Annotated in this window: 21 protein-coding genes; 16 read left to right on the top strand and 5 right to left on the bottom strand. The window is 56.4% G+C overall.

Annotated elements, in window-relative coordinates:
• Positions 1–298 precede the first annotated feature (298 nt).
• The 5 genes from D4A39_RS05105 (at position 299) to sucD (ending at position 8,004) form a co-directional block, all read left to right on the top strand.
• Positions 299–3,133 (top strand): 2-oxoglutarate dehydrogenase E1 component, encoded by a 2,835-nt coding sequence (locus D4A39_RS05105; RefSeq protein WP_022986641.1) that lies wholly within the window; start codon positions 299–301, stop codon positions 3,131–3,133.
• A gap of 13 nt (positions 3,134–3,146) precedes the next feature.
• Positions 3,147–4,382, top strand: coding sequence for a 2-oxoglutarate dehydrogenase complex dihydrolipoyllysine-residue succinyltransferase (gene odhB, locus D4A39_RS05100; protein ID WP_022986640.1), 1,236 nt, complete (start codon positions 3,147–3,149; stop codon positions 4,380–4,382).
• A gap of 65 nt (positions 4,383–4,447) precedes the next feature.
• Complete coding sequence (lpdA, locus tag D4A39_RS05095) at positions 4,448–5,890, top strand: dihydrolipoyl dehydrogenase (RefSeq protein ID WP_022986639.1); 1,443 nt, start codon at positions 4,448–4,450, stop codon at positions 5,888–5,890.
• Positions 5,891–5,962: 72 nt separating this feature from the next.
• The gene (gene sucC / locus D4A39_RS05090) at positions 5,963–7,132 is read left to right on the top strand and encodes an ADP-forming succinate--CoA ligase subunit beta (RefSeq protein ID WP_022986638.1); all 1,170 of its coding nucleotides are present in this window, start codon (positions 5,963–5,965) and stop codon (positions 7,130–7,132) included.
• Positions 7,129–8,004 (top strand): succinate--CoA ligase subunit alpha, encoded by an 876-nt coding sequence (gene sucD, locus D4A39_RS05085; RefSeq protein WP_022986637.1) that lies wholly within the window; start codon positions 7,129–7,131, stop codon positions 8,002–8,004. The genes sucC and sucD overlap by 4 nt, the downstream gene beginning before the upstream one ends.
• 187 nt (positions 8,005–8,191) lie before the next feature.
• Here sucD and D4A39_RS05080 read toward each other — a convergent pair whose 3' ends face one another.
• Positions 8,192–8,428 carry a PA3496 family putative envelope integrity protein gene (locus tag D4A39_RS05080; protein ID WP_022986636.1) on the bottom strand — a complete coding sequence of 79 codons (237 nt, stop codon included), beginning with the start codon at positions 8,426–8,428 and terminating at the stop codon, positions 8,192–8,194.
• Positions 8,429–8,830: 402 nt separating this feature from the next.
• Between D4A39_RS05080 and D4A39_RS05075 the strand changes: the two genes are divergently transcribed.
• The 5 genes from D4A39_RS05075 to sixA all read left to right on the top strand — a co-directional run bounded on the left by D4A39_RS05075 (position 8,831) and on the right by sixA (position 15,018).
• Complete coding sequence (locus tag D4A39_RS05075; RefSeq protein WP_022986635.1) at positions 8,831–10,468, top strand: hypothetical protein; 1,638 nt, start codon at positions 8,831–8,833, stop codon at positions 10,466–10,468.
• Complete coding sequence (locus D4A39_RS05070; protein ID WP_022986634.1) at positions 10,465–11,367, top strand: TIGR01777 family oxidoreductase; 903 nt, start codon at positions 10,465–10,467, stop codon at positions 11,365–11,367. The genes D4A39_RS05075 and D4A39_RS05070 overlap by 4 nt, the downstream gene beginning before the upstream one ends.
• Before the next feature lie 115 nt (positions 11,368–11,482).
• Positions 11,483–13,333, top strand: a complete 1,851-nt coding sequence (gene htpG, locus D4A39_RS05065) for a molecular chaperone HtpG (RefSeq protein ID WP_022986633.1) — start codon at positions 11,483–11,485, stop codon at positions 13,331–13,333.
• A gap of 180 nt (positions 13,334–13,513) precedes the next feature.
• A complete protein-coding gene (locus tag D4A39_RS05060; protein WP_022986632.1) occupies positions 13,514–14,545 on the top strand; it encodes an NAD(P)H-dependent glycerol-3-phosphate dehydrogenase in 1,032 nt (343 codons plus the stop codon).
• Positions 14,542–15,018: a phosphohistidine phosphatase SixA gene (gene sixA / locus D4A39_RS05055; protein ID WP_022986631.1), complete on the top strand. Its 477-nt coding sequence runs from the start codon at positions 14,542–14,544 to the stop codon at positions 15,016–15,018. The genes D4A39_RS05060 and sixA overlap by 4 nt, the downstream gene beginning before the upstream one ends.
• Positions 15,019–15,284: 266 nt before the next feature.
• Here sixA and D4A39_RS05050 read toward each other — a convergent pair whose 3' ends face one another.
• The 4 genes from D4A39_RS05050 to xthA are packed head-to-tail and all read right to left on the bottom strand — an operon-like array spanning position 15,285 to position 18,960.
• A complete protein-coding gene (locus tag D4A39_RS05050; protein WP_199699418.1) occupies positions 15,285–16,514 on the bottom strand; it encodes a serine/threonine-protein kinase in 1,230 nt (409 codons plus the stop codon).
• Positions 16,515–16,565: 51 nt separating this feature from the next.
• Positions 16,566–17,066 carry a response regulator gene (locus D4A39_RS05045; RefSeq protein WP_031227040.1) on the bottom strand — a complete coding sequence of 167 codons (501 nt, stop codon included), beginning with the start codon at positions 17,064–17,066 and terminating at the stop codon, positions 16,566–16,568.
• Between the two features lie 44 nt (positions 17,067–17,110).
• Complete coding sequence (locus tag D4A39_RS05040) at positions 17,111–18,139, bottom strand: hypothetical protein (protein ID WP_022986628.1); 1,029 nt, start codon at positions 18,137–18,139, stop codon at positions 17,111–17,113.
• A 5-nt stretch (positions 18,140–18,144) separates the two neighbouring features.
• A complete protein-coding gene (gene xthA / locus D4A39_RS05035) occupies positions 18,145–18,960 on the bottom strand; it encodes an exodeoxyribonuclease III (RefSeq protein WP_022986627.1) in 816 nt (271 codons plus the stop codon).
• Positions 18,961–19,122: 162 nt separating this feature from the next.
• Here xthA and D4A39_RS05030 point away from each other — a divergent pair, with 162 nt between their 5' ends.
• The 6 genes from D4A39_RS05030 (at position 19,123) to D4A39_RS05005 (ending at position 24,268) form a co-directional block, all read left to right on the top strand.
• The gene (locus D4A39_RS05030; RefSeq protein WP_119917608.1) at positions 19,123–19,938 is read left to right on the top strand and encodes an alpha/beta fold hydrolase; all 816 of its coding nucleotides are present in this window, start codon (positions 19,123–19,125) and stop codon (positions 19,936–19,938) included.
• Entirely contained in the window at positions 19,935–20,792 is an 858-nt protein-coding gene (locus tag D4A39_RS05025; RefSeq protein ID WP_022986625.1) for an alpha/beta fold hydrolase, read from the top strand. Before D4A39_RS05030 ends, D4A39_RS05025 begins: the two co-directional genes overlap by 4 nt.
• 105 nt (positions 20,793–20,897) lie before the next feature.
• The gene (locus D4A39_RS05020) at positions 20,898–21,359 is read left to right on the top strand and encodes a MaoC family dehydratase (RefSeq protein WP_022986624.1); all 462 of its coding nucleotides are present in this window, start codon (positions 20,898–20,900) and stop codon (positions 21,357–21,359) included.
• A gap of 365 nt (positions 21,360–21,724) precedes the next feature.
• A complete protein-coding gene (locus tag D4A39_RS05015) occupies positions 21,725–22,678 on the top strand; it encodes a lipase family protein (RefSeq protein ID WP_022986623.1) in 954 nt (317 codons plus the stop codon).
• Complete coding sequence (locus D4A39_RS05010; protein WP_022986622.1) at positions 22,671–23,756, top strand: diguanylate cyclase domain-containing protein; 1,086 nt, start codon at positions 22,671–22,673, stop codon at positions 23,754–23,756. Before D4A39_RS05015 ends, D4A39_RS05010 begins: the two co-directional genes overlap by 8 nt.
• Positions 23,753–24,268 (top strand): DUF2505 domain-containing protein, encoded by a 516-nt coding sequence (locus D4A39_RS05005; RefSeq protein WP_119917607.1) that lies wholly within the window; start codon positions 23,753–23,755, stop codon positions 24,266–24,268. The genes D4A39_RS05010 and D4A39_RS05005 overlap by 4 nt, the downstream gene beginning before the upstream one ends.
• Positions 24,269–24,282 lie beyond the last annotated feature (14 nt).

Raw genomic sequence — 24,282 nt, 5'->3', positions numbered from 1 at the left:
ATTGTGGTCAAGAAGAGACTGATTCATAAATGAATTTATGAAATCGATGTCTAACAAAACCGCAATAAAAGGGCTACACTAGGCAGCGTTCGAGGCAACCCCTCGAGAGATACGGCATCGACCTGTCATGGCCTTACCCGGCCTAAGCAGGGTTTTGTTGTATCTTGTGGGTGGAGCAGGGCTTAAAAGGCGTTGCTCCTGACAAACAGAAGCGTACGGGAACAGGGTCACTCCCCTGTGGTCGCAGTTACACTTACCACAGCGTGTGACATCCTTCCCGCGGAAGGAACGAGCTAAAATGCAAGACAGTTCCATGCAGCGACAATGGCAGTCCTCGCACATTGGAGGAGCCAATGCTGCCTATGTCGATGAACTGTACGAATCCTATCTGACCGATCCCAATTCTGTGCCAGAAGACTGGCGCGTCTATTTCGAAAAACTCCCCAGTGTTGATGCCGCCGTCGAATCTGACGTCCCCCATGCGGCTGTACGCGAATACTTTCTGCTTCAAGCCAAAAATCGCTCCCGGGTGCAGAAGTTCGGTGCCGGTGCTGTCAGCACTGAGCATGAACGGCGCCAGGTGCGGGTGTTGCACCTGATTGCGGCGTACCGCAACCGGGGGCATCAGGTCGCGAAGCTGGATCCGCTGGGGCTGATGGAGCGTGAAGATGTTCCTGATCTCGAACTGGCGCATCATGGCCTGAGCCCGGCAGACCTGGATACCGTTTTCCAGACCGGCAACCTTTTCATTGGCAAGCCGGAAGCCACCCTGCGAGAAATCGTTGATTGTCTGCAAACGACTTACTGCTCCAGCGTTGGGGCAGAGTACATGCATATCGTCAACACCGCAGAAAAACGCTGGCTGCAGCAGCGCATGGAAGGCGTTCGTTGTCACCCCGAATATGGCAAGGACATCAAGGGACATATTCTTGAGCGTCTCTCCGCCGCCGAAGGCCTGGAAAAGTACCTGGGCAGCAAATACCCCGGTACCAAACGCTTTGGTCTGGAGGGCGGTGAGTCACTGATTCCGTTGATGGATGAAATGATCCAGCGGGTAGGCAGCTATGGCGCCAAGGAAATGGTCATTGGCATGGCCCACCGTGGCCGCTTGAATGTGCTGGTGAATACCCTTGGCAAGAGCCCCAAGGATCTTTTCGAGGAATTCGATGGCAAGAGCTTCATCGAATCCGGCTCCGGTGACGTGAAGTACCACCAGGGCTTCTCCTCCAATGTGTTGACCTCCGGTGGCGAAGTGCATCTGGCCATGGCGTTCAACCCCTCCCATCTGGAGATCGTCTCTCCGGTGGTGGAAGGCTCCGTTCGTGCTCGCCAGGATCGCCGTAATGATGAAGGCGGTGACCAGGTTGTGCCCATCCTCATTCACGGTGATGCGGCGTTTGCCGGTCAGGGCGTGGTGATGGAAACCTTCCAGATGTCCCAGACCCGCGGTTTCTACACGGGTGGAAGCCTGCACATCGTCATCAACAACCAGGTAGGCTTTACTACCAGCCGTCGAGAAGATGCCCGTTCTACCGAATACTGTACTGACGTGGCGAAGATGGTGCAGGCGCCGATCTTCCACGTAAATGCAGATGATCCGGAAGCGGTCTACTTCGTGACTCAGCTGGCGGTGGACTACCGCATGCAATTCAAGAAAGACGTGGTGATCGACATGATCTGCTACCGTCGTCTTGGGCACAACGAAGCGGACGAGCCGTCTGGCACCCAGCCGCTGATGTACAAGAAGATCAAGAGCCATCCGACCACCCGTACTTTGTACGCTGAGCGCCTGATCAATCAAGGCGTAATCAGTGAGCAGGAAGCCCAGAAAGCGGTGGATGATTACCGCGACATGCTGGATGCGGGAAATCACGTGGTGAAGTCCCTGGTGCGCGAGCCCAACAAGGCGCTGTTTGTAGACTGGTCTCCCTACATCGGTCATCAAGTAGAGGATGACTGGGATACCTCGACTGCGCTGAAAAAGCTGCAGGATCTTGCCAACCGTCTGGAAACCTTGCCGGAAGGCTTTGTGCCCCAGCGTCAGGTGAAGAAAATTGTGGAAGACCGCCGCAAAATGACGGCTGGCGCCATGCCCCTGAACTGGGGCTACGCCGAAACGCTGGCGTATGCGTCATTGCTGGATCAGGGCTTTCATGTTCGCCTGACCGGTCAGGACTGTGGCCGTGGCACCTTCTCCCACCGCCATGCGGTGCTGCATAACCAGAAGGATGGTGAGGCATATGTTGGCCTCCAGCATCTTTATGGCGAGCAGCCGCGCTTCGACATCTACGATTCATTGCTCTCGGAAGAGGCCGTGCTGGGCTTCGAATACGGTTATGCCACCACCACGCCGAAATCGCTGGTGATCTGGGAGGCCCAGTTTGGCGACTTCGCCAACGGTGCCCAGGTGGTGATCGACCAGTTCATTTCGTCCGGTGAAGCCAAATGGGCGCGTCTGTGTGGCTTGACCATGCTGTTGCCACATGGTTACGAAGGGCAGGGTCCGGAGCACTCCTCCGCGCGTCTTGAGCGTTTCCTGCAATTGTGCGCCGAGCACAATATGCAGGTCTGTGTGCCGAGCACCCCCTCCCAGATCTTCCATCTGTTACGTCGTCAGGCGGTACGCCCGCTGCGCAAGCCGTTGGTGGTGATGAGCCCGAAAAGCCTGTTGCGGCACAAGAAAGCTGTGTCTTCTCTGGAGGATCTGGCCCAGGGCAAGTTCGAGACCGTGCTGGATGACCCGGCGGATCTGAATCCCGAGAAGGTGAACCGGGTGGTGCTGTGCTCCGGCAAGGTCTACTACGACCTGCTGGAAAAACGTGACAGCGATGGCCGCACCGACACCGCTCTGGTGCGAGTGGAGCAGCTTTATCCGTTCCCTGAGCAGCGACTGAAAGAAGTGCTGGAGACCTACCCGAACCTGAAACACCTGGTGTGGTGCCAGGAAGAGCCGATGAACCAGGGTGCCTGGTACTGCTCTCAACACCACATGTACCGGGTTGCGTATCAGGTGGGTGTCGCCCAGGTGCATTACGCAGGTCGTGAAATGGCCGCGGCGCCAGCCGCCGGGTCCATGTCCCTGCACGTCGAACAACAGCAGCGTCTGGTTCAGGACGCCTTTGAGATCAAGTAAATAAGGATTAGTCATGGCGACTGAAATCAAAGCCCCGCAGTTTCCCGAATCCGTAGCCGATGGCACCGTTGCCACCTGGCACAAGCAGGAAGGCGAAGCGGTTAAGCGTGACGAACTGCTGGTAGATATCGAAACCGACAAAGTGGTTCTGGAAGTAGTGGCCCCCGCGGATGGGGTGATCAGCAAGATTCTGGCTGGTGAAGGTGACACCGTTGAGAGCCAACAGGTTCTGGCCAACTTCGAAGAAGGTGCCAGCGGTTCCGCGCCTTCTTCCGAAGCCAAGGACGCCCCTGCAGAGAAGCAAGAGGCTGCTGCTCCGGCGGCTGAAGCCAGCGACGACAGCAGCGCGTCTGACCAGGCTGGCCCTGCCGCTCGCAAGCTGATGAGCGAGCACGGCATTGCCGCCAGTCAGGTGTCTGGCTCCGGTAAGGGTGGCCGTATCACCAAGCAGGACGTGGAAAAGGCCATCGGCGAGAAAGCCGAGCAGCGTGCCAGCCAGCCGGCACCGCAGCAGCCCGCCACCGCCGAAGTGCCTGCCGCACCGGGTGAGCGCGAAGAGCGTCGGGTTCCGATGACTCGTCTGCGCAAGCGTATTGCCGAGCGTCTGGTGTCAGCCCAGCAGGACGCGGCCATGTTGACCACCTTCAACGAGGTCAACATGAAGCCGATCATGGAAATGCGCAAGAACTACCAGCCGGAGTTCGAGAAGGCACATAACGTGCGTCTGGGCTTCATGGGCTTCTTTACCCGCGCCTGTGTGGAAGCGCTGAAACGTTTCCCGGCGGTGAATGCGTCCATCGATGGTGACGATATTGTTTACCACGGCTACTACGACGTAGGTGTTGCAGTGTCTACCGAACGTGGCCTGGTGGTGCCGGTGATTCGTGATGCAGATCAGCGAGGTCTGGCAGAAGTGGAATCCCAGATCATCGACTTCGGTCAGAAAGCCCAGAAAGGCAAACTGTCCATTGAAGAGATGACCGGGGGCACCTTTACCATTTCCAATGGTGGTGTGTTCGGTTCCCTGATCTCCACGCCGATTCTCAACCCGCCGCAGACCGCTATTCTGGGGATGCACAAGATCCAGGAACGCCCCATGGCTGTGGATGGCAAGGTAGAGATCCTGCCGATGATGTATCTGGCTCTGTCCTATGACCATCGACTCATTGATGGCAAGGAAGCGGTGCAATTCCTGGTAACGGTGAAGAACTTTATCGAAGACCCGGCACGTCTTCTGCTGGATATCTAACGCCTGCACGCAACACGCCCCACCCTGCTGAGGCAGGGTGGGGCAGTTCCCCGAGAGGAAAGAACATGTCTGACAAATTCGACGTCGTCGTTATTGGTGGTGGCCCCGGCGGTTATGTAACTGCCATTCGCTGTGCCCAGCTGGGGTTGAACACCGCCTGTATCGAGAAACGTATTAACAAACAGGATGAGCCGGCATTGGGCGGAACCTGCCTGAACGTGGGCTGCATCCCTTCCAAGGCGCTGCTGGATTCATCCTGGAAATACCACGAGACGGAGTCCTCACTGGCTGAACACGGTATCAAGATCAAGGGCTCTGACCTGGATCTGGCCACCATGCTACAGCGCAAGGACACCATCGTTAAAAACCTGACTGGCGGCATCGCTCAGTTGTTCAAGGCCAACAAGGTGACCTGGCTGCAGGGCTCCGGCCAGCTGAAAGCCGGGAAACAGGTGGAATTTCAGCCGCTGGATGGTGGTGAGGCACAGACGATTGAGGCTGAGCATGTGGTGCTGGCCGCCGGTTCTGTGCCGGTGGATATTCCTGTGGCGCCGGTAGATCAGAACCTGGTCGTTGACTCCACGGGTGCGCTGGAGTTTGACAAGGTGCCCAAGCGCCTTGGCGTGATCGGTGCTGGCGTGATCGGGCTAGAGCTCGGCAGTGTCTGGAATCGCCTTGGTAGCGAAGTGGTTGTCCTGGAGGCTGTGGATGCGTTCCTGCCGATGGTCGACAAGCAGATTGCCAAAGACGCCCATAAACAGCTCGAGAAGCAGGGGTTGGATATTCGTCTTGGTGCCCGTGTGACCGGATCTGAAACCACCAAGACCAAGGTCAAGGTGACCTACAGCGACAAGGATGGCGAGCACACAGAAAGCTTCGACAAGCTGATTGTGGCCGTTGGCCGTCGCCCCTACACCGAAGGGCTACTGAGCCAGGATGCCGGTGTCAGCCTGGATGAGCGTAACTTCATCTACGTAGACAGCCAGTGCCGCACTGATGTGCCCGGCGTTTACGCCATTGGTGATCTTGTGCGTGGACCGGCGCTGGCCCACAAGGCCATCGAGGAAGGTGTCATGGTGGCCGAAGTCATCATGGATGAGCACACCCAGGTGAACTATGACGTGATCCCCGGTGTGATCTATACCCACCCGGAAGTGGCATGGGTAGGCAAGACCGAAGAAGAAGTGAAGGAATCCGGTGATGCCTACAAGACCGGTGTGGTGCCGTTTGCCGCGAATGGACGAGCGATGGCTGCTGGCGAGACCGGCGGCATGGTCAAGTTTGTGGTTGATGAGAAAACGGACCGCGTTCTTGGGATGCATATCGTGGGTCCGCAGGCCTCTGAACTTATCCAGCAAGGCGCAATTGCGATGGAGTTCGGTGCAACGGCAGAAGATTTGCAGTTGATGGTGTTCGGTCATCCGAGCCTGTCAGAAACCGTTCATGAAGCTGCATTGGCTGTGGATTACAAAGCCATTCATGTGGCCCAGCGTCGTCGCAAAAAATAACGGCGCAGAACGGCAGCGAAAAATCGGCGCCCGCAAGGGCGCCAAATCATTCAACAGGATGGAAGTATTGGCATGAATCTCCATGAGTATCAGTCAAAGCAGCTTTTTGCTGACTATGGTTTGCCAGTCTCTACCGGTTTCGCTTGTGACACTCCTGAAGAGGTTGCAGCCAAAACCAAAGAGATCGGCGGTGACAAGTGGGTTGTGAAAGCCCAGGTACACGCTGGCGGCCGTGGTAAGGCGGGTGGTGTAAAGCTGGTGGACAGCGCTGAAGAAGCCGCTGCCTTTGCCGAGCAGTGGCTGGGCAAGAACCTGGTGACGTTCCAGACCGATGAGAAAGGGCAGCCTGTGACCAAGATTTTGGTCGAAACCTGTACCGACATCGCCAAGGAATTGTACCTGAGTGCGGTCCTGGACCGTGCCAGCCGTCGTGTCGTTTTCATGGCCTCCACTGAAGGTGGTATGGACATTGAGACCGTGGCTGAAGAAACCCCGGAAAAGATCCTGCGTGCAGAGATTGATCCGCTGGTGGGTGCGCAGCCCTATCAGGCGCGTGAGATCGCGTTCCAGCTGGGTCTGGAAGGCAAGCAGGTCAACCAGTTTGCCAAGATTTTTGTGGGTCTGGCGCAACTGTTCATCGACAAGGATCTGGCCCTGATCGAGGTTAACCCGCTGGTGATCACCGAAGCCGGTGACCTGCACTGCCTGGATGCCAAGATCAACGTGGACGGCTCAGCCCTGTACCGTCATGCGGATATCAAGGCACTGGAAGATCCTTCCCAGGAAGATGCGCGCGAGCGTCGCGCGGCCGAGTGGGAACTGAACTATGTAGCGCTGGACGGCAACATCGGTTGCATGGTGAATGGCGCAGGCCTGGCCATGGGCACCATGGATCTGGTGCAGCTGAAAGGGGGCGCACCGGCCAACTTCCTGGACGTGGGCGGTGGCGCGACCAAAGAGCGTGTAACCGAAGCCTTCAAGATCATCCTGTCCGACGACAAGGTGAAGGGCGTTCTGGTTAACATCTTCGGTGGCATCGTGCGTTGTGACCTGATTGCTGAAGGCATCATCGGCGCGGTAGAAGAAGTGGGTGTGACCGTACCGGTGGTAGTTCGTCTGGAAGGTAACAACGCTGAGCTGGGCGCGCAGAAACTGGCCGAGAGCGGCATGAACATCATCGCCGCAGAAAGTTTTGAAGACGCTGCCGAGCAGGTAGTGAAAGCTGTTGGAGGTGCCGCATGAGCGTCCTGATCGACAAGAACACCAAGGTTATCTGCCAGGGTTTCACTGGTAGCCAGGGCACCTTCCACTCCGAGCAGGCCATCGAATATGGCACGCAAATGGTCGGTGGTGTAACCCCGGGTAAAGGTGGCCAGACCCATTTGGGCCTGCCGGTTTTCAACACCGTGGCGGAAGCGGTTGCTGAAACCGGTGCCACTGCCAGCGTCATTTACGTACCGGCTGCGTTCTGCAAGGACTCCATTCTGGAAGCCGCTGATGCAGGTATCGAGCTGATCGTCTGCATCACTGAAGGCATTCCTGCACTGGATATGCTGTATGTGAAGGAATACATCACCCGCAAGGGCGGTGTACGCCTGATCGGGCCGAACTGTCCGGGCGTGATCACTCCGGGTCAGTGCAAGATCGGCATCATGCCCGGTCATATCCATCAGCCGGGCAAAGTGGGCATCGTGTCCCGCTCCGGTACCCTGACCTATGAAGCGGTAAACCAGACCACCAAGCTGGGCTTCGGTCAGTCCACTTGTATCGGTATCGGCGGTGACCCGATTCCAGGCATGACCTTCATCGACGCGCTGGAACTGTTCCAGAACGATCCGCAGACGGAAGCCATCATCATGGTGGGTGAGATCGGCGGTACTGCTGAAGATGAGGCGGCGGCCTACATCAAGGAACACGTGACCAAACCGGTAGTGAGCTACATTGCTGGCGTTACTGCGCCTCCTGGCAAGCGTATGGGCCACGCTGGCGCGATCATCGCTGGCGGCAAGGGCACTGCAGACGAGAAGTTTGCGGCCCTGGAAGCGGCAGGCGTGAAGACCACGCGTAACCCGGCCGGCATTGGCCTGGCGCTCAAAGAGCTCACAGGTTGGTAATATTCAGCCAGTGACAAAAAAGGCCGGCATTATGCCGGCCTTTTTTATGGTTGTGCTCGAAATATCAGCACAAACGGAGCACCGTGGTGATCGTATAATCTTGAGCTGCCCACAGGGCAGGGCCGTGGCCTTTCTAAAGCCTGCGGGCGACCCTGGCGTTAATCCGTGATGGCCAGGGCTGCCAGGTCTAGTGAAGTATGTCGTCGTCAAGCTCAAAGGACTCATAATCATTGAGTTCCTTGCGCAGACGGCGCTCCTCCAGACGATCTTCGATGCGATGACGCATATCCATGTTGAAGGCACGGCTGCGCGCGCTGCGCGCTTCCTGCTCCTCCTCATCCATATCGTCATCCAGGATATCGAAATCTTCGTTCATCAGCAGGTCTTCCGAATCGTAGTCTTTCTCTGTACGACGGTTACTCATGGTGGCCTCCTGTTCTGACCTCCTCAAACAACCACATTGTTCGGCCTGTTGGTCCGGTTTTCCGGTTTTCCAAAGTCCACAGCGCCTATATATCGTCTGGTTTTCTTCCATACAAGCATTTTTTTATTACGGTTGACAGGCGGTTTGGGGGCGTAACTGGAAGGACGTTTAAGACTCGCGGGCGGCGTCATGGATACCCGTCCAGCGCATGAAGAGTGTGAAACAGATCAACCCTGACCATGATTGAGAAAAATCAGTTACTTAAGTGCTGGAATGCCGGGCGGCAGCTTTGTAAAGTGAGGTTCAGGCGGGACCGCAGTGTTCCCCGAGGGGCGAACTTCTTCGGGGGCGGCTGACGCTGACGGGTACTTGAGGCGGGCTGTTCAGGAGAGAGAATAAAAAATGGCAGAGCTGCTAATCATTATTGGGGTGAGTGCAATTATTGTGACAACCCTGGGGCTGATGAATGAAGCCAGTCACAGAGGCCACAGCCCCGTTTTTTTTCTGGTTCCGCTTGTCAGTCTGGGACAGGTTCAGGGAAATTGGGAAGGCTATCGTTGGTGGGCGTTGGGCCGGGTCGCCGGGGTGTTACTCACAGCGGTTGGCATCGCCATTCTCTCGGCGGATACGAACGATGCCAGCATTTCCGTCAGCCCCCTGGCGCATCAAACCGGCCAGGTGCAACGTGGCGAAAAAATGGCCACCACGACATCGTTTGTGTCTTCGGAAGAAGCCGCGTTATTGGTCGTCAAGCGCCAGGGAAAGCCCCTTTCTGGTCGACTTCATGGCGATAGTTTCCGCTATGACCGGGTGGCGTTGATTGATGGTGTGTTGACCATCAGTCAGGGGGAAGATTTCTTGCCTGCCCTTGAGGTGCGTATTCTGGTCGGTTGGAAGCCAGAGGATATTACCGAACGCCGTAATGTCCTGGTGAACCCTTCCGATGAAGAGGTTCCTGTTGTCCATCTCTCCTGGAAGGAACCGGGCAAGGATTTCCCCGAGACGCGCATTTTTGAGGGTGGCTACCGGATGGAGCTGGCTCTCGCGCCGCTGGATACCGGGCAGTTATCCGGTTCCCTGTCTTTGGTGATGCCTGACAGTTTCAAGAGCTACCTGAGTGGTGAGTTTACCGCATATACCAACCACCTACGTTACCTGGGGGGGAAGGTAGATCTGCATTTTGATCATGAGGATACCCTAGCATACGTAGCTAGAGAGTACCTCACTACCCAGTTCCCTGAAGGGGCTCTGAAGTCGGTCAAGACTCGTCATGTGATCCTGCGTCGCGGTGAATCTACCGGTGAGGTGACAAGCCGCGTACTGCTGACGAACGGAGCGGTTGAAGAGCGGGTTGTGCGTCTTGAAAAGAGTGATGTGGGGTGGTCGGTAGAGCCCGGGTCCATGCATGCTGAAGTTATCACTCCTGCCAAAGAAGGCGCCATGGCGTTGGTGTCACCGGTCGCTGAGGCACCGAAGGTTTCACAAGAAGAGACGCTTCCACCCATGGTTAAGACGTTTCCGGAACTGGTCGCGTTTGTTGACCAGGCTGTTGTACTCGAAACAGACAGCGGCCGAAAGTTGGACGGGGTGCTTCGTCGTATCTCAGCAAAGCGCCTATGGCTTGAAATTAATGTCGGTAGTGGCGTGGTCGAACGCAGTGTCTCCGATCAAGAGCTGGTTTCATTAACCCTGGTCAATGGCCAAAAAGTGCTCCTTGAACAGGCCTCTGATGGTCCCGATACAGCGGCTTCTCCTGAAATGGCGCAAGCCGCCGTCGTTTCTGAGGACACACAGATGGAAAATCCATCTGCGCAAAGCCTCACGCCGTCGTCACCAGACATGACGGAGAGTGAAGCGGCTCGATATCGCCAGTTAATTGGAAAGAATGTCTCCATTCGTGCAGAAGATGTGCCTGTACGAACGGGTATTTTGCATTCTGTCAATGATGACCACCTCACCTTGAGTGTGCCGATGGGGGCGGGCAATATAGAGTTTTTCTACGATCTCAACACTATTCGTTCTATCGAGGCGACACGTTGAAAATTCTTCTTACCGGTGGGAGCGGCTTCATAGGTCGCCACCTTTGTCGGCGGCTTGTTGCGCACGGCCATCAGCTCATTGTTTTGACACGAAAGCCCCGCCGTAGTGCCCGCGGGTTACCGGAAGGTACTCGCCTGCTTTCATCACTGGATGAGATTGCTGGCGATGAAGTGATTGATGGCATTGTAAACCTTGCCGGGGAGAGTCTGTTTGCCGGTCGTTGGACCCGCCGCCGTAAGGAAACCCTGTTCGCCTCCAGGGTGGGAGTCACGGAGGATATCGTTAGCTTGGTGTCTCGCCTCGAACGCAAGCCGGCCGTGCTTGTTTCCGGGTCGGCCGTTGGTTTTTACGGCGACGCCGGCAATGCAGAACTCACAGAGGACAGTCCAGCCCGAAAGAAGGATTTCGGGTACCGCCTGTGTGATGCCTGGGAGCAGGCGGCGCGCCCTGTGTCCCGCCAAGGGGTGCGCCTTTGCCTAATACGCACAGGGATCGTGTTAGGCCGTGACGGAGGCATGCTCAAACAGTTGTTGCCCCTATACAAGTTGGGCCTGGGTGCCAAGATGGGGGAAGGTAACCAGTGGTTGAGCTGGGTTCACATTGACGACATGGTCGCTATTCTGGTTCGTGCTCTGGAAACACCCGGCATTGAAGGGTTATTCAATGCCTGTGCCCCAGCGCCTGTCACCCAGAGTGAATTTCATCGAAAGCTTGGCGGTAAGCTGCACAGGCCTGTCATGTTGAAGGTTCCGGCAACGGCACTCAGGATTGGTTTAGGCGAATTATCCGGCATGCTTCTGGGGGGGCAAAGAGTGTATCCCCGGCGCCTTGAACAGCAAGGCTTCATTTTCCGTTACCCGGATCTGGATTCTGCTCTCGATCACTTGATTGGGAAGTAATATCCGCCACTAATAGTGACAGTCTACAATACCGACATCCAGCCCTGCTGGCACTTGAAAATCCCGCCTTTGGCCTCATTCTCCTGACAGTTTGATACTGCTTCAGGAGTCTGTTGTGTCTACAGAAAAACAAACCCATGGTTTTCAGGCGGAAGTCTCCCGTCTGTTGCACCTGATGATCCACTCGCTGTACAGCAACCGCGAGATTTTCCTGCGTGAGCTGGTATCCAATGCCTCGGATGCCTGCGACAAGCTGCGTTTCCAGTCTCTGGATAATCCTGCCTTGATCGGGGAGGGCGCGGAGCCGGCAATCACCCTGACCATCGACAAGGAGGCGGGTACGCTGACCGTGGCCGATAACGGCATCGGCATGGATGAAAGCGATGTGGTGGACAATCTCGGCACCATTGCCCGTTCTGGTACAGAGAAGTTTCTTGCCCAGCTCAGTGGTGACCAGAAGAAGGATGCCCAGCTCATCGGCCAGTTTGGCGTGGGTTTTTATTCCGCGTTTATCGTTGCTGACAAGGTCACCGTCGAGACGCGCAAGGCCGGCAGCGATAAGGCCTCAGGGGTCCGCTGGGAGAGTGACGGCCAGGGTGAGTTTACCGTGGAAGGTATTGAGCGTTTGCAGCCAGGCACCGCCGTGATACTGCATCTACGTGACGATGCCCGGGATTTTCTGGATCCGTTCAAGATTCGCCAGGTGATCAATCAGTATTCCGACCACGTTGCCTTTCCGATTAATTTGCTGACGCCCGCTGAGGGTGACGCTGAGGAGAGTAGTGAAACTCTCAACTCGGCTACTGCACTGTGGCAGCGCCCACGGCAGGAAGTTTCCGATGAGGAATACCAGAGCTTCTACAAGCATATCAGCCATGACTTTCAGGATGCCTTGAGCTGGAGTCACAACAAGGTTGAGGGCGCCCTGGAATACACGAGCCTGCTTTACTTGCCGGCCCGTGCCCCGTTTGACTTGTATCATCGCGATGCCAATCGCGGCCTGAAACTGTATGTACAGCGTGTTTTCATCATGGATGATGCCGAGCAGTTTCTGCCTCAGTATCTCCGCTTTGTGAAGGGCGTGATCGACGCGCCCGACCTTCCCTTGAATGTCAGCCGTGAGCTCCTGCAGGACTATGGGCCTGTGCAGAAAATTCGTGCGGCTCTGACCAAGCGTGTTCTGCAGATGCTCAAGAAGCTGAGTAACGATGAAGAGCAGTACAAGGCGTTTTGGAGTCAGTTTGGACAGGTTCTGAAAGAAGGTATTGGCGAGGATGCGGATAACCGTGAAGCTATCGCCGCCCTGTTGCGTTTTGCGTCTACTCATGAGGAAGAGGGCGTTACCCGTCTTGATGCCTACCTTGAGCGTAAACCGGCTGAGCAAGAGAGCATCTATTATCTGCTTGCTGACACTCCCTCTGCGGCGCTGAACAGTCCGCACCTGGAGGTATTCCGTAAAAAGGGCATTGAAGTCCTGTTGCTGAGTGACCCCGTCGACGAATGGATGGTGAGTTATCTGGACAGCTATAAGGACGTGAAACTGGTCAATGCCGCACGCGGAGAGCTGGACCTGGACGAGGCTGCCGGGGAGGCAGAAAGCGATAACCCGCTGGTGGCACGATTGAAAGACAGCCTGGCAGAGCAGGTAGAAAGCGTCCGCGCGACTCGCCGACTGGTGGATTCGCCTTCTTGTCTGGTGTTGGCTGAAGATCAACTGGGCCCACAAATGCGCCGGATGCTGGAAGCGGCCGGTCAACCGGTACCGGAGAACAAGCCGGTGCTGGAAGTGAACCTGGATCATGATCTGCTCAAGGCGCTGGGGACGGTGGACGACGGTGAGCGTTTCAACGACCTTGCCGCGTTGTTGCTCGATCAGGCCATGCTGGCCGAGGGGCAGTTGCCGAAAGATCCGGCGGCCACGGCTCGTCGCATGCATCAGATGCTAGTAAGTGCAGTTAATAATTAACAGTTAATAGTTAATAGCTGCGCGAATCAGGCTTGTATCTGAGTCGCGATTTGAGGCCGCGCCCGGGCTTGGGTGCGGCCTCATTCGTTATTCGAAAGGAAAAATACAGGAACCGGTTAACTGTTCACTATTCACGGTTAACTGCTTTATGATGCCCAAAAGCAGTAAAAAGGCGTTCTTATGACGCAGCAGAAATACAATGCCGCCATCCTGGGTGGAGGCAGTTTTGGCACTGCCATGGCCAGTATCCTGGCGGCGAATGGCCATGGAGTGAGCCTCTGGGTTCGTGATCCGGAAACCGCCGCGGCCATTAATCTCGACCGGGAAAACAGCCGTTACCTGCCGGGGGCGGAGCTACCCGATGGTGTCATGGCCACTGATAGCCTGGAGGAAGCCCTCAGCAAGGCGGACATGGTGTTTGTGGCGATCCCCAGCAAGGCGTTTGCGGAGGTACTCGAGCAAGCCCGGCAGTGGGTGCCCGATGGCACTCTGGTGATCAGTTGTACCAAGGGCATCTATGCCGATGGCTTTTTACTGATGAGCGAGTTGTTGCATCAGTACTGGCCACACACCCGTATCGGTGTGCTCAGTGGCCCCAATCTGGCCAAGGAAATCGTCGAACAGAAATTTACCGGGACAGTGATCGCCAGTCCCGACAGTGAGCTGTGCCAGACTGTCCAGTCGGCGCTGAGCTGCGACTACTTCCGGGTGTATGACAACCCGGATATCTATGGGGTCGAGCTTGGCGGTGCGCTCAAGAATATCTATGCGGTGGCGTCAGGCATGGCGGCGGCTATTGGTGTGGGTGAAAACAGCCGCAGCTTCCTGATCACCCGTGCGTTGGCTGAAATGAGCCGCTTCGCGGTGGAACTGGGCGCCAACCCGATGACGTTCCTGGGCCTGTCCGGGGTTGGGGATCTTATCGCCACCTGTACTTCCAGCCTCTCACGGAACTATCAGGTGGGCTTTCAGCTTGGGCAGGGAAAATCCCTGGATGAAGCGGTGGCCACCTTGGGGCAAACGGCAGAAGGGATTAACACCATCAAGCTGGTGGCCGACAAAGCCTCTGAATTGGATGTCTATATGCCCTTGGCGACGGCACTGCATGAAATCGTCTACAAGCAGCAGCCTCTCCAGTTGATGATCCAGAATCTGATGAGTGGTGAATACAAGCACGATGTGGAATTCCAGCTAGCCGGGGCCAGCCAATGAAGCTGTTTATCAGCCGCCATGGACAGGCGGTGGCCATGGCGCCCAGCGACGATCTGCGGCCACTGACGGACAGTGGTCGCGTTGCGTTACTGGCACATTGGCAGCAGATGCGCGAGAGCGGCATTGTGGTGTCTGCATTGGTGGCCAGCCCTTATGTGCGGGCCCAGCAAACCGCAGACTGCATTGACCAGGTTTACGGAGGCTTGGCGAGGCAGGAATGTGACTCTCTTGTGCCAGAGGCATCGCCCCAGGCCCTGTTTGACTGGCTGTTGGCGAACCCGCCAAGAGAGAATACCGTTCTGGTCAGTCATATGCCGTTTGTAGCCCAGCTGACAGCCCTGTGGACGGGGCATACCAGCCGCATTGGTTTCTCTGTGGGGACGGTAGCGTGTCTGGACATGGATGTGGCGGCAGCCGATGGTGCAAGGTTGATGTGGCTGCGTAGTCCCGGGGAGAGCATGGCGAGCCGTTAGTCGGCCAGAATCGACCCTCGATAGCGGAACTTCGACCGTTCGCCGATTGGCACTGGGCAGCCAAACGCCCGCTGACGTAATCTGACCTTGATGACGCATGAACGCATGGCAGACTCCTGACCGCGTCATCGGAACCACCCCTAAGGGGGGAAGGCGATGACTCCTTGCATCGTGACATTAGGCAGAAATTGAAGCACCAACCCCGGTTGGTGCTTTTTTTATGTCATGATAACAGAGGCTTACAGGCTTTCGGTTTCCCCAGCGGTTTAAGCCTTCGAGGTATCGTCTGGTTGGTCCGCTTGCCACTGCAGTCGTTCAATAGGCTCACCATCGGAGCCCACCAGATTCAAGGTAATCGGCAGGCGAGACAGGAAGGTCATGCCTTCAAGTTGACGTAACCCTTTCAGATACTCTTTCACCCGAGCACTGATCCAGGGATGAATCGTGGCCTTGATTGTCACTGACTTGCAGCGACTGCCGCGCTGTTCATGCCAATCCAGCAATGCCGACTTGAGTACCGGGAAGTGATCCTGAAACTGTTCAAAGTCATCGGCGACCAGATACACATCATAGCGGTAGAGTGTGCCGCGCCAACTCAGGCCTTCCTTGCTTTCCTTAAGGCGAAGCCTGGGCGTCAGGGGGGCGTTTGGGCCATTCTCCTGCGGTCGGTAACGTGCCCGCTCTTTGCCGTAGTGCTCCGGCGCCCCCTCGAGATTATCCAGCAAGGCAATCACTTCACCACCGCTCTCGGGCCTGTCGGCCGGGTCTTTGGCCATCAGTTTCCGTACCAGGGGTTGGTAATGGCGTAGCTTCAGCGGTAGCAGTGGAACAGGGTTGCGCAAGTGGGCCTGAGCCATCGCAGCAGGATCTGCGGCTTGGTAAGGTGGGTCTCCACAGAGCATTTCGTAGAACACACAACCCAATGAATACAGATCCGATTGTAATGTCAGCACTTGCGAACGGTGCTGCTCGGGGCTCATGTATTTAGGTGTTCCGATGGCGGTGTTCTGTTGAGCCAGATCATTGGACTTCAGCGCATTGGTGGCGATGCCAAAATCCATCAGCAAGGCGGAGCCGTCCCCCCGGAACATGATGTTGTCGGGCTTGACGTCACGGTGGATGAAGCCGTGTTGTCCAGCATAGTCCAGTGCACTGGCCAGTTGACGCAGAACGGATTCGGCATCGCTGGGGCCCATACCATTGCGGGTACGCTGCTTGAGGTTGCCGCCGGTCACGTATTCCATGCTCAAATAATAATAGCCTTCATATTCGCCAACGTCGTATACCGGCACGATATGAGGGTGGTTGAGACTGGCAACGGTGCGCGCTTCTCGCATGAATTGCTCGGCAAAGCGCGGTTCCAGCGCAAGGGCTGGCGTGAGGATCTTGATCGCCACCTGACGCTCAAAGGAATGCTGTGTGGCCAGAAATACATGGGCCATCCCGCCCTTGCCCAGCCGTTCGGTAATTCGGTATCCCGGAAGTCTTAAGGCCATGATTTACTGCTTGTGTGTCGTCCTGACAACGTTCCCGATTTTTTACAGGGATCATTGCTCCCCGTACAGGGCTTTCATCTGCGCTTCCGACCGTCTGGCTTGTGCCAGCTTGGCCTCCAGTCGTTTTTTCTGTCGATCCAGCCCCAGGAAAAAGTTTACCTTGCTCTGCAATAGCATAGGTTCAATGGGTTTGAACAGGTAATCCACGGCGCCACAGCGATAACCTTGTTGGACAAAGCGGGTTTCTTTGGAAAGGGCGGTGACGAAAATAATAGGAATCGTCTGGGTACGCTGATGAGATCGCATTAGTTCCGCGACCTCGAAGCCGTCCATGCCCGGCATCTGCACATCCAGTAACACCAGTGCATAGTCATGCTTTAGCAGGCGGGCAAGGGCGGCATCGCCGCTGGTGACACTATCGAGCTCACAATCGAGGTCTTCCAGTACCACTTCCAGGGCGACCAGATTCTGGGGGGTGTCATCGACCATCAATACCCTGGGGCGGGGCAGGTCGTTGTCCGCATCGGTGGTGGTGTTAGTGTTGTTATCCATGCTGATCCCGGTGGTAATGGTCATTTCCCCGTGGTTCGAGAGTATCAGTTTTGGGCAGTGTCGTCCTGTTCTTCCAGCTTCCATTGCTGGACAGCGACTTGCTGTTTGATCTGTTCCAGTATGTCCATCAGGGTGTCGCGCACCAATGAGTCAAGTTGCTCACCTTCTTCACCCATGGCAGCGCCAATGGCGTCGTGCAGCAGCTGTTCCAGTTGCGGGCGATGGGCGGGTGAGGCCAGATCGTCGACCAACTGGTCCACAAATGCCGACCCTGTTTCGCGCACTGCCTCCCCTAGCAGCGCGATGGCTCTGGGACCCGCGACGGGGATCGCGGCCAATCGCCGTCCTGCCTGGGTCCGAACGATGGCCTCATCGGTAAGGTGGGCAAAGTAGCCAGCCAGTTCATCCCGGTATTCCCCATGGGTCTTGCGTGTCGCAGTCGCAATGCGCTCGGCGATGAACTGCACCAGCCGGTCTTGCCGCGGGGCCAGAACCTCAGACTCGATACGATGCAGTAATGGGCTGCCGCCCCCGATTTCCTTCTGGGCGCCGCTCAGCACATTGATGACCACCCGATCAGAAATTTCTTCGACCACCACGGTGTAGTACTTGATCAGGGTCTGGCCGAGCCAGGTCTGGGACAGATCAATAATGCCCATGCGTTGTAGCCGCAGCAGCAGGCTGACGACACGAAGAATCCGCAGCCAGCGGAAACTGCCGACCGGAATACACCCCAGCAAGTCATACCAGTGCGCGAAAGGGTAAAAAAACCAGCGGTGGTAGGTGTTTCGGACAATGGCCGCAATCCAGCGAACGACAAATTCGGTCAGATACACTGCTACAAAGCAGAGATCATAGAACAGGAAGTCGTTGTGAATGGTATCGCGGTAAAAATCATGAAACGCCGGCAACAGTGTCGCGAGGCCGGACTGAACAAACTGCACCTGAAATAACCAGTCGAACAGGATCAAACCCAGGTTGAACAGCACCAGGGCGATCATGAACAGGTCGATCAGGAAGCCGACGGAATCCAGATTGGCCTTGAGTTTTTCAGGGTGCAGTTTGATCTTCATGGCGCCTAGCCCTTGAAGCTTGCCCAGACCGGGCAGTGGTCAGACGGCTTTTCCATGCCGCGCAGCTCGTAGTCCACACCGGTCTGATTGAGTTTGGCCATCAGTGACTCGGTGGCCAGCAAGGTATCGATACGCAGTCCCCGACGGGGTTCGCGTTCGAATCCGCGGGAGCGGTAATCAAACCAGGAAAACACATCATCGGTGTCCGGGTTCTGGTGACGGAAGGTATCCGTCAGCCCCCATCCAGTCAGTCGTGCCCACCATTCGCGCTCTTCCGGCAGGAAGCTGGTCTTGCCTTCGCGCAGCCAGCGTTTGCGGTTGGCTTCGCCAATGCCAATATCAAGATCGGTTGAGGAGATGTTGAAGTCGCCCATGACAACCACCTGCTGTTCCGGACTTTGGTGCTGATCAAGGTAGTTCTGCAGATCCTGATAGAACTTTTCCTTGGCTGGGAATTTGACCGGGTGCTCGCGGTTTTCCCCCTGCGGGAAATAGCCGTTCAGGACGGTGATCAAGGAGCCATCACGATGCTTGAGTGTGCCAATGATCATGCGGCGCTGTGCATCGTCTTCATCGGTAGGGAAGCCGTATTGCACCGATTCCAGTGGCTCGCGGGTAATCAGCGCGACACCGTAGTGACCTTTCTGGCCGAAATAGTAGGGGTGGTAGCCCATGTCCCGTACTGCCTGCTCAGGGAATTCCGGGTCGTGGACCTTGGTTTCCTGCAGGCCGATCAGGGCCGGCTGATACTTGTCGATAACCGCCTGGAGTTGGTGCAGACGGGCACGAATGCCGTTGATATTGAATGAAATCAGGGTCATAGCGCCTCCTTGGTGCGCGCATTGTACACCATTGGCCGGTGTCCGAGGCGGGACTGCCTATGGCGTTATCGGACATGGCCCGGGGTAAACAGAGTTGGCTATGATGGTGGTTTTGTCGCACCTGACATACACCAGGTCCTTGTGGACCTTGAGGGAGATTCCATGTCTGAAGTTTCTGGCCAAAAGCCGGTATTGGCGTTTGCCCATGCCAATGGTATTCCTGGTCACAGTTATGACACTTTTCTGGCCCCTCTCAAGGATGAGTACACCCTCCATGTTATTGACCGGGTTGGCCACAATCCGTCTTATCCCGTCGATGCCGGTTGGCACAGCCTGAGCCTGGAGCTGGAAGCCGAGCTGGCGTCATTGCCGAAACCCCTGGTAGGGGCGGGGCATTCACTGGGATCCGTATTGATGTATCTGGTCGCCCAGCGACGCCCGGAGTGGTTTTCTGCGCTGATCATGCTGGACCCGCCGATGATGAATGGCATCCATGGGATGCTGATTGCGGCTGCCAAATTGGCAAAACAGGTTGATCGTGTGACGCCAGCAGGCAAGAGCAAGGGGCGGTTGGATTTCTGGCCTGACTGGCCGGCGGTGGAGGGCTATTTCGGTTCTCGGGGGTTGTTTCGGGCTTTCGATCCACGTTGTCTGGATGACTATCTAAAGGCTGGGTTGGAGCCGTTTAACGGGGGTTGGCGTCTGCGTTTTCGGCCTGAAGTCGAGGTGGCCATTTTCCGTGAAACCCCCACTTCGGCTACGCGCATGCCACGACTGAGGGTGCCGGGGGCCATTGTCACAGGGCGGCACTCGCCTTCCCCGTTCCTGCATAGCGCCCAGCGCCATGTTCGGCGCCATGGCATGTTACATCGCATCGCAGACGGCTCCCACATGTATCCGCTCGAAAAACCCGAGGCGACGCTCGCTTTGTTTCGGGAAATCCTGGACGCGCTGTTAGCACAGGAGGCCACAGTATGAAGCCGGTAGAACGACATTTTTCGGTGTTTGGCCAGACCCTCACCGCGTTGCAGTGGGAGGGTCAGGGTGAGCCTGTGCTGGCCTTGCATGGCTGGCTTGATAATGCAGCGTCCTATGTGCCACTTGCCACGCATCTGGAGTGTCCGATGGTGGCGATGGACTTTTCCGGGCATGGCCATTCTGGGCACCGTCCCCCGGAGGTGGTAACCCACCTCGTGGACCATGTGCGAGATGTTCAGGCCGTGGCGGATCAACTGGGTTGGGAGCGTTTCACCTTGGTCGGGCATTCCATGGGCGCGGGGATTGCCTGTCTGTTCGCCGCCGCCTGCCCGGAGCGAGTGTCCCGGCTGGTGCTGATTGAAGGGCTGGGCCCACCGGCGACGCCGGGCAAGGAGGTCGCAACGACCTTGCGCAAGGCGCTGGATGACATGCAGGCACTACCGGGGAAGCGCAAGCCGGTTTACACGGAGGTAGCCGATGCCGTTGCGGCCCGAACCAAGGGGTTTGGTGGACTGAGCCATGAGGCGTCAGCGTTACTGGTTGAGCGGGGGTTGATGCCGGTGGACGGCGGCTGGACCTGGCGTGCCGACAGTCGCTTGCGACTTACCTCGTCCCTGCGGCTGACAGAAGAGCAGGTGGAAGGCTTTCTGCGCCACATTACCGCACCGGTATGTCTGGTGTTGGGTGAGCAGGGTATGGGAGGGCAGGGGTCCTTTGATCATCGTCTTGAATGGCTCGCCAATGCCGAAGTGGTGCGGTTGCCCGGGCGTCATCATCTTCACATGGAGCAGCCCGGTGATGTGGCTCGGGTCATTGAGGATTTTCGCCGGCGTCACCCTGTTGTCACGGACTGACCAAAACCATCAGGGCTGCACGCCAGTGCGCGGTATTGGGTCATGGTGCCTTCCTGTGGCTGCTCGTTAAGCTGGTGAAAAACACCGGTATTCGAGGAGTAACACATGAAAGTGGTTGAGGTTGCCGATCTGGCCAGCTACGTAGGGAAGGAACTGGGCGCGTCCGAATGGTTCCAGATTGATCAGGATCGCATCAATGCCTTTGCCGATGCCACCCTGGACCATCAGTTCATTCACGTGGACCCGGAGCAGGCCAGGAACACCCCCTTCGGCACCACCATTGCCCATGGTTATCTGACACTGTCCTTGCTGCCGTATCTGCAAGCCACCATTGATGGATTCCTGATGCCCAAGGGCATGAAGATGGCCATGAATTACGGTTTCGACAAACTGCGTTTTATGGCACCGGTGAAAGTGGATAAGCGTGTTCGTGCGGTCGCGACTCTGATGGAAGCTACTGAAAAGCGTGAAGGTCAGTGGCTGCTGAAGTTCAATTTCGTCGTAGAAATCGAAGGCGAAGACAAGCCTGCCCTGATGGCAGAGTGGCTGTTGATGTACTTCGTCTGATGCTGGATCCTGGTCAGGCCTGCTGTCTGTTGGTGGCGGGCCTGTTTTTTTATCTCGGTTCTGGTTCATGGCTCACTGTCATGTGCACAGAGGATTCCGTGGGCTCCCCCTTTCAGTGCTTCCTGTCGAGTGTCGGTAAGACAGGATGCTTGTGTTACTGGTGCCGCAGGCAGTCTCCTCGTCGTTGGCACGTCTTGAATGTTGCTTGAGATGTGTAGCTCAACTAGTTGATTTAGCAAGATTTGGTTTGTTGTTTTTGTCCCGTTCGCATGCTGGTAATAGCCGTCGATTCGACGTAATGTAAGCCTAATGTATTAGACTGCTGCCGCTCTGGCCTGTCAGTCATCTCTTACTCAGGTGAAAGCATGTGGCACCGTTCCCGACAATGGCTACGCCGGCTGGTGGATAACCGTTCTGCCATTTTTCGTGATGTGCGGCTGGGACTGAGCCACGCGCGGGATATTCCCGCCATGTTTATGCCGGGAGATGATGAGCCTGGCATTCGCTCTGAATTGTCGCGCCGATCCTATGCCAGCTTTGGGGAAGTCGCACTGTCATTGGCGCAGCTTCTTGTCCCCGCCACCCGCGAATCCATCAGCCAGGGTACCCTGGTGTGCTATCCACCGCGTATACGTCATGAGCAGCACTCGACCCGTTGGTTTTTCATCAATGGTATGGGCACTGCGGCACCGGTAGCTCTACTCAATGCCAGTGAAATCGCGCGGGTATTCCGACGCCCCGTCACCCTGATCCATACGCCAACCTGGGGTATCGTCCGTGATCTGGCGGAGTCGATCACCGCTCGTACCCTGCGTAAAGACGGCAAGTTGTCTCGCCCTGCGCTGAATGTGCTGGTGGATGCGCTGGAACGAAACGAACAGGTAGTGCTGGTGTGTCATTCTCAGGGCGCCATTGTTGCCAGTTATATCGTCCGCAAGTTGCTTCGCAGTCCGAGCACGCGTCATTTAGTAAAAAAGCTTGAGCTTTACTGCATTGGAGGAGTGGCTGATAGCCTGGAAGTGGATCCACAGTTGACGCTGGCAGCGGGACATACCGTGCCTTATGTGGAGCATTTCGCCAACGGTCGCGATTACCTTTCACAGATTGGCATCCTGTCGCATCTGGACAGTACCGCTGGAACAGTATACTGCCTGGCCGAAAGACGAGGGCATTTGCTGAATGCTCATTATTTGCCGGCAATTGCCCGGGGGGATTATTGCCAGCGCCGTTCTCGACTTTATCAATATGTCAGGGGACGTGAACCTGGTCCGAAAGGGGCGCTGGCCGTGGTGAACAAGGAAATGGGGCTACATGGATAAGACAGAAAAGCCTCTGTTGCTGTTTGTTGATGATTCCAAAGTCATGCGACTGGCAGCAGACAAGATGCTTGGGGGGGAATTCCGGGTTGAGGTTGCTGAAGACGGTCTGCAGGCCTGGACGATTATTAGCCAGAACCCGGCTATCAGCGTGGTGTTTTCCGATCTGGCTATGCCAGAAATGGACGGTTATGCGCTTCTGGAGAAAATTCGTACCAGCGACGACGACGGCATAGCAGGTCTGCCCGTCATCATCGTCACCGGGGCCGAGAACGACGAAGAAGCCCGCACCAAGGCGTTGCGTCTGGGCGGTACGGATTTCATCAGTAAGCCCTTCAATTCGACCGACTTGCTGGCCCGCGCACGGGCGCATTCCCATTACCAGCAGGAGCGTAAGGAGTTGGCCCGACAGGCCATGATTGATCCACTCACGCGCCTGGGCAACCGCCGGTATTTACAACACCGCCTTAAGCAGGAATTGGCGTTGTCGTCCCGTCAGCAAACGGCGCTATCTGTTGTGCAGATCGAGGTTTACCAATTCAATCAACTTTTCGTACAGCTTGGTAAACGCCGCGCTGATATGGTGCTGATGAAGCTTGCCCAGGTTTTGAGAAGTGTAGTGCGCAAAGAGGACTCACTGGCTCGCAGCAGCGTGGCCCAGTTTACGGTGCTATTACCGTCGGCGCGGGCAGAAGGTGCACTCCGCTTTGTTGATCGGGCCATGAAAGTCAGTGAAAAACTGGCATTTCAGCATCGAGGAAAAGCACAACGGTTGCCGTTGAATATTGCTGTGCATACCCCATCCAGTCTGGGTAACAGCTCGCCGGGACAGGTAGGGAAGGTGCTTGAGGAGTACATGAAGAACGCCCGAAACGGTGGTGCCAATGCCGTCGTCTCCGATGGGGATGAGGCGCGCCAACAACCTGATGCACGCCCTGTTCTCACTGTAGAACAGGCGCTGGCACTGCTTCAATCGGGTAAGGAACATGTGGTTGTGAATGCATTGCCGGATCTTAAGCGCCAGTTGATGCCGCTGCTGCAATTGATGCGACGAGAATCCACGGGTCGGGAGACAGTATGAGAGTGGTAGTCGACCGGGAATATCCGGTCAGCGTTGAAAAACTGTATGAAATCATTACCAGCAAGGCGTTTTTCGAGCAACGCTTTGCTTGGGGGGGCGTTGATGATTACCGGTTTGATGCCTTTGAGGAAACCCCCGAAGGGATGTTGATCCGTATTGCACAGCCGGTTCGGATCAAAACGGACAAGATCCCGGGCTTTGCTCGTCGATTAGTGCCGGAACAGGGCGAGCTGGTTACCGAGTTTCTCTGGCGCCCTGCTGGAGGAGATAACAGTTCCGGATACCAGGCCCGTTACCGGTTCCAGCTTGGCGGTGTGCCGATGAATGTTGAAGGTGGCATGGTCCTTGAGGCCGATGGGGAGAACCACGCCATTCAGCGTACGGAGGTCACACTGAGTTCATCTGTTCCTCTGGTAGGGAAGAAGCTCGTCTCGCTGTTGGCCCCCAAGGTGGATGATGCTCTGGCCGGAGATTATCGGCAGACACTGAGGTACGTGCAAAGTTGCTCCTGAGCCTCGATAAAACA

It is taken from the genome of Alcanivorax profundi (assembly GCF_003597125.1).
GTDB lineage: Bacteria > Pseudomonadota > Gammaproteobacteria > Pseudomonadales > Alcanivoracaceae > Alcanivorax > Alcanivorax profundi.
Note: the sequence above shows the minus strand (reverse complement) of the source record. Positions and strands in the feature narration are given on the sequence as shown.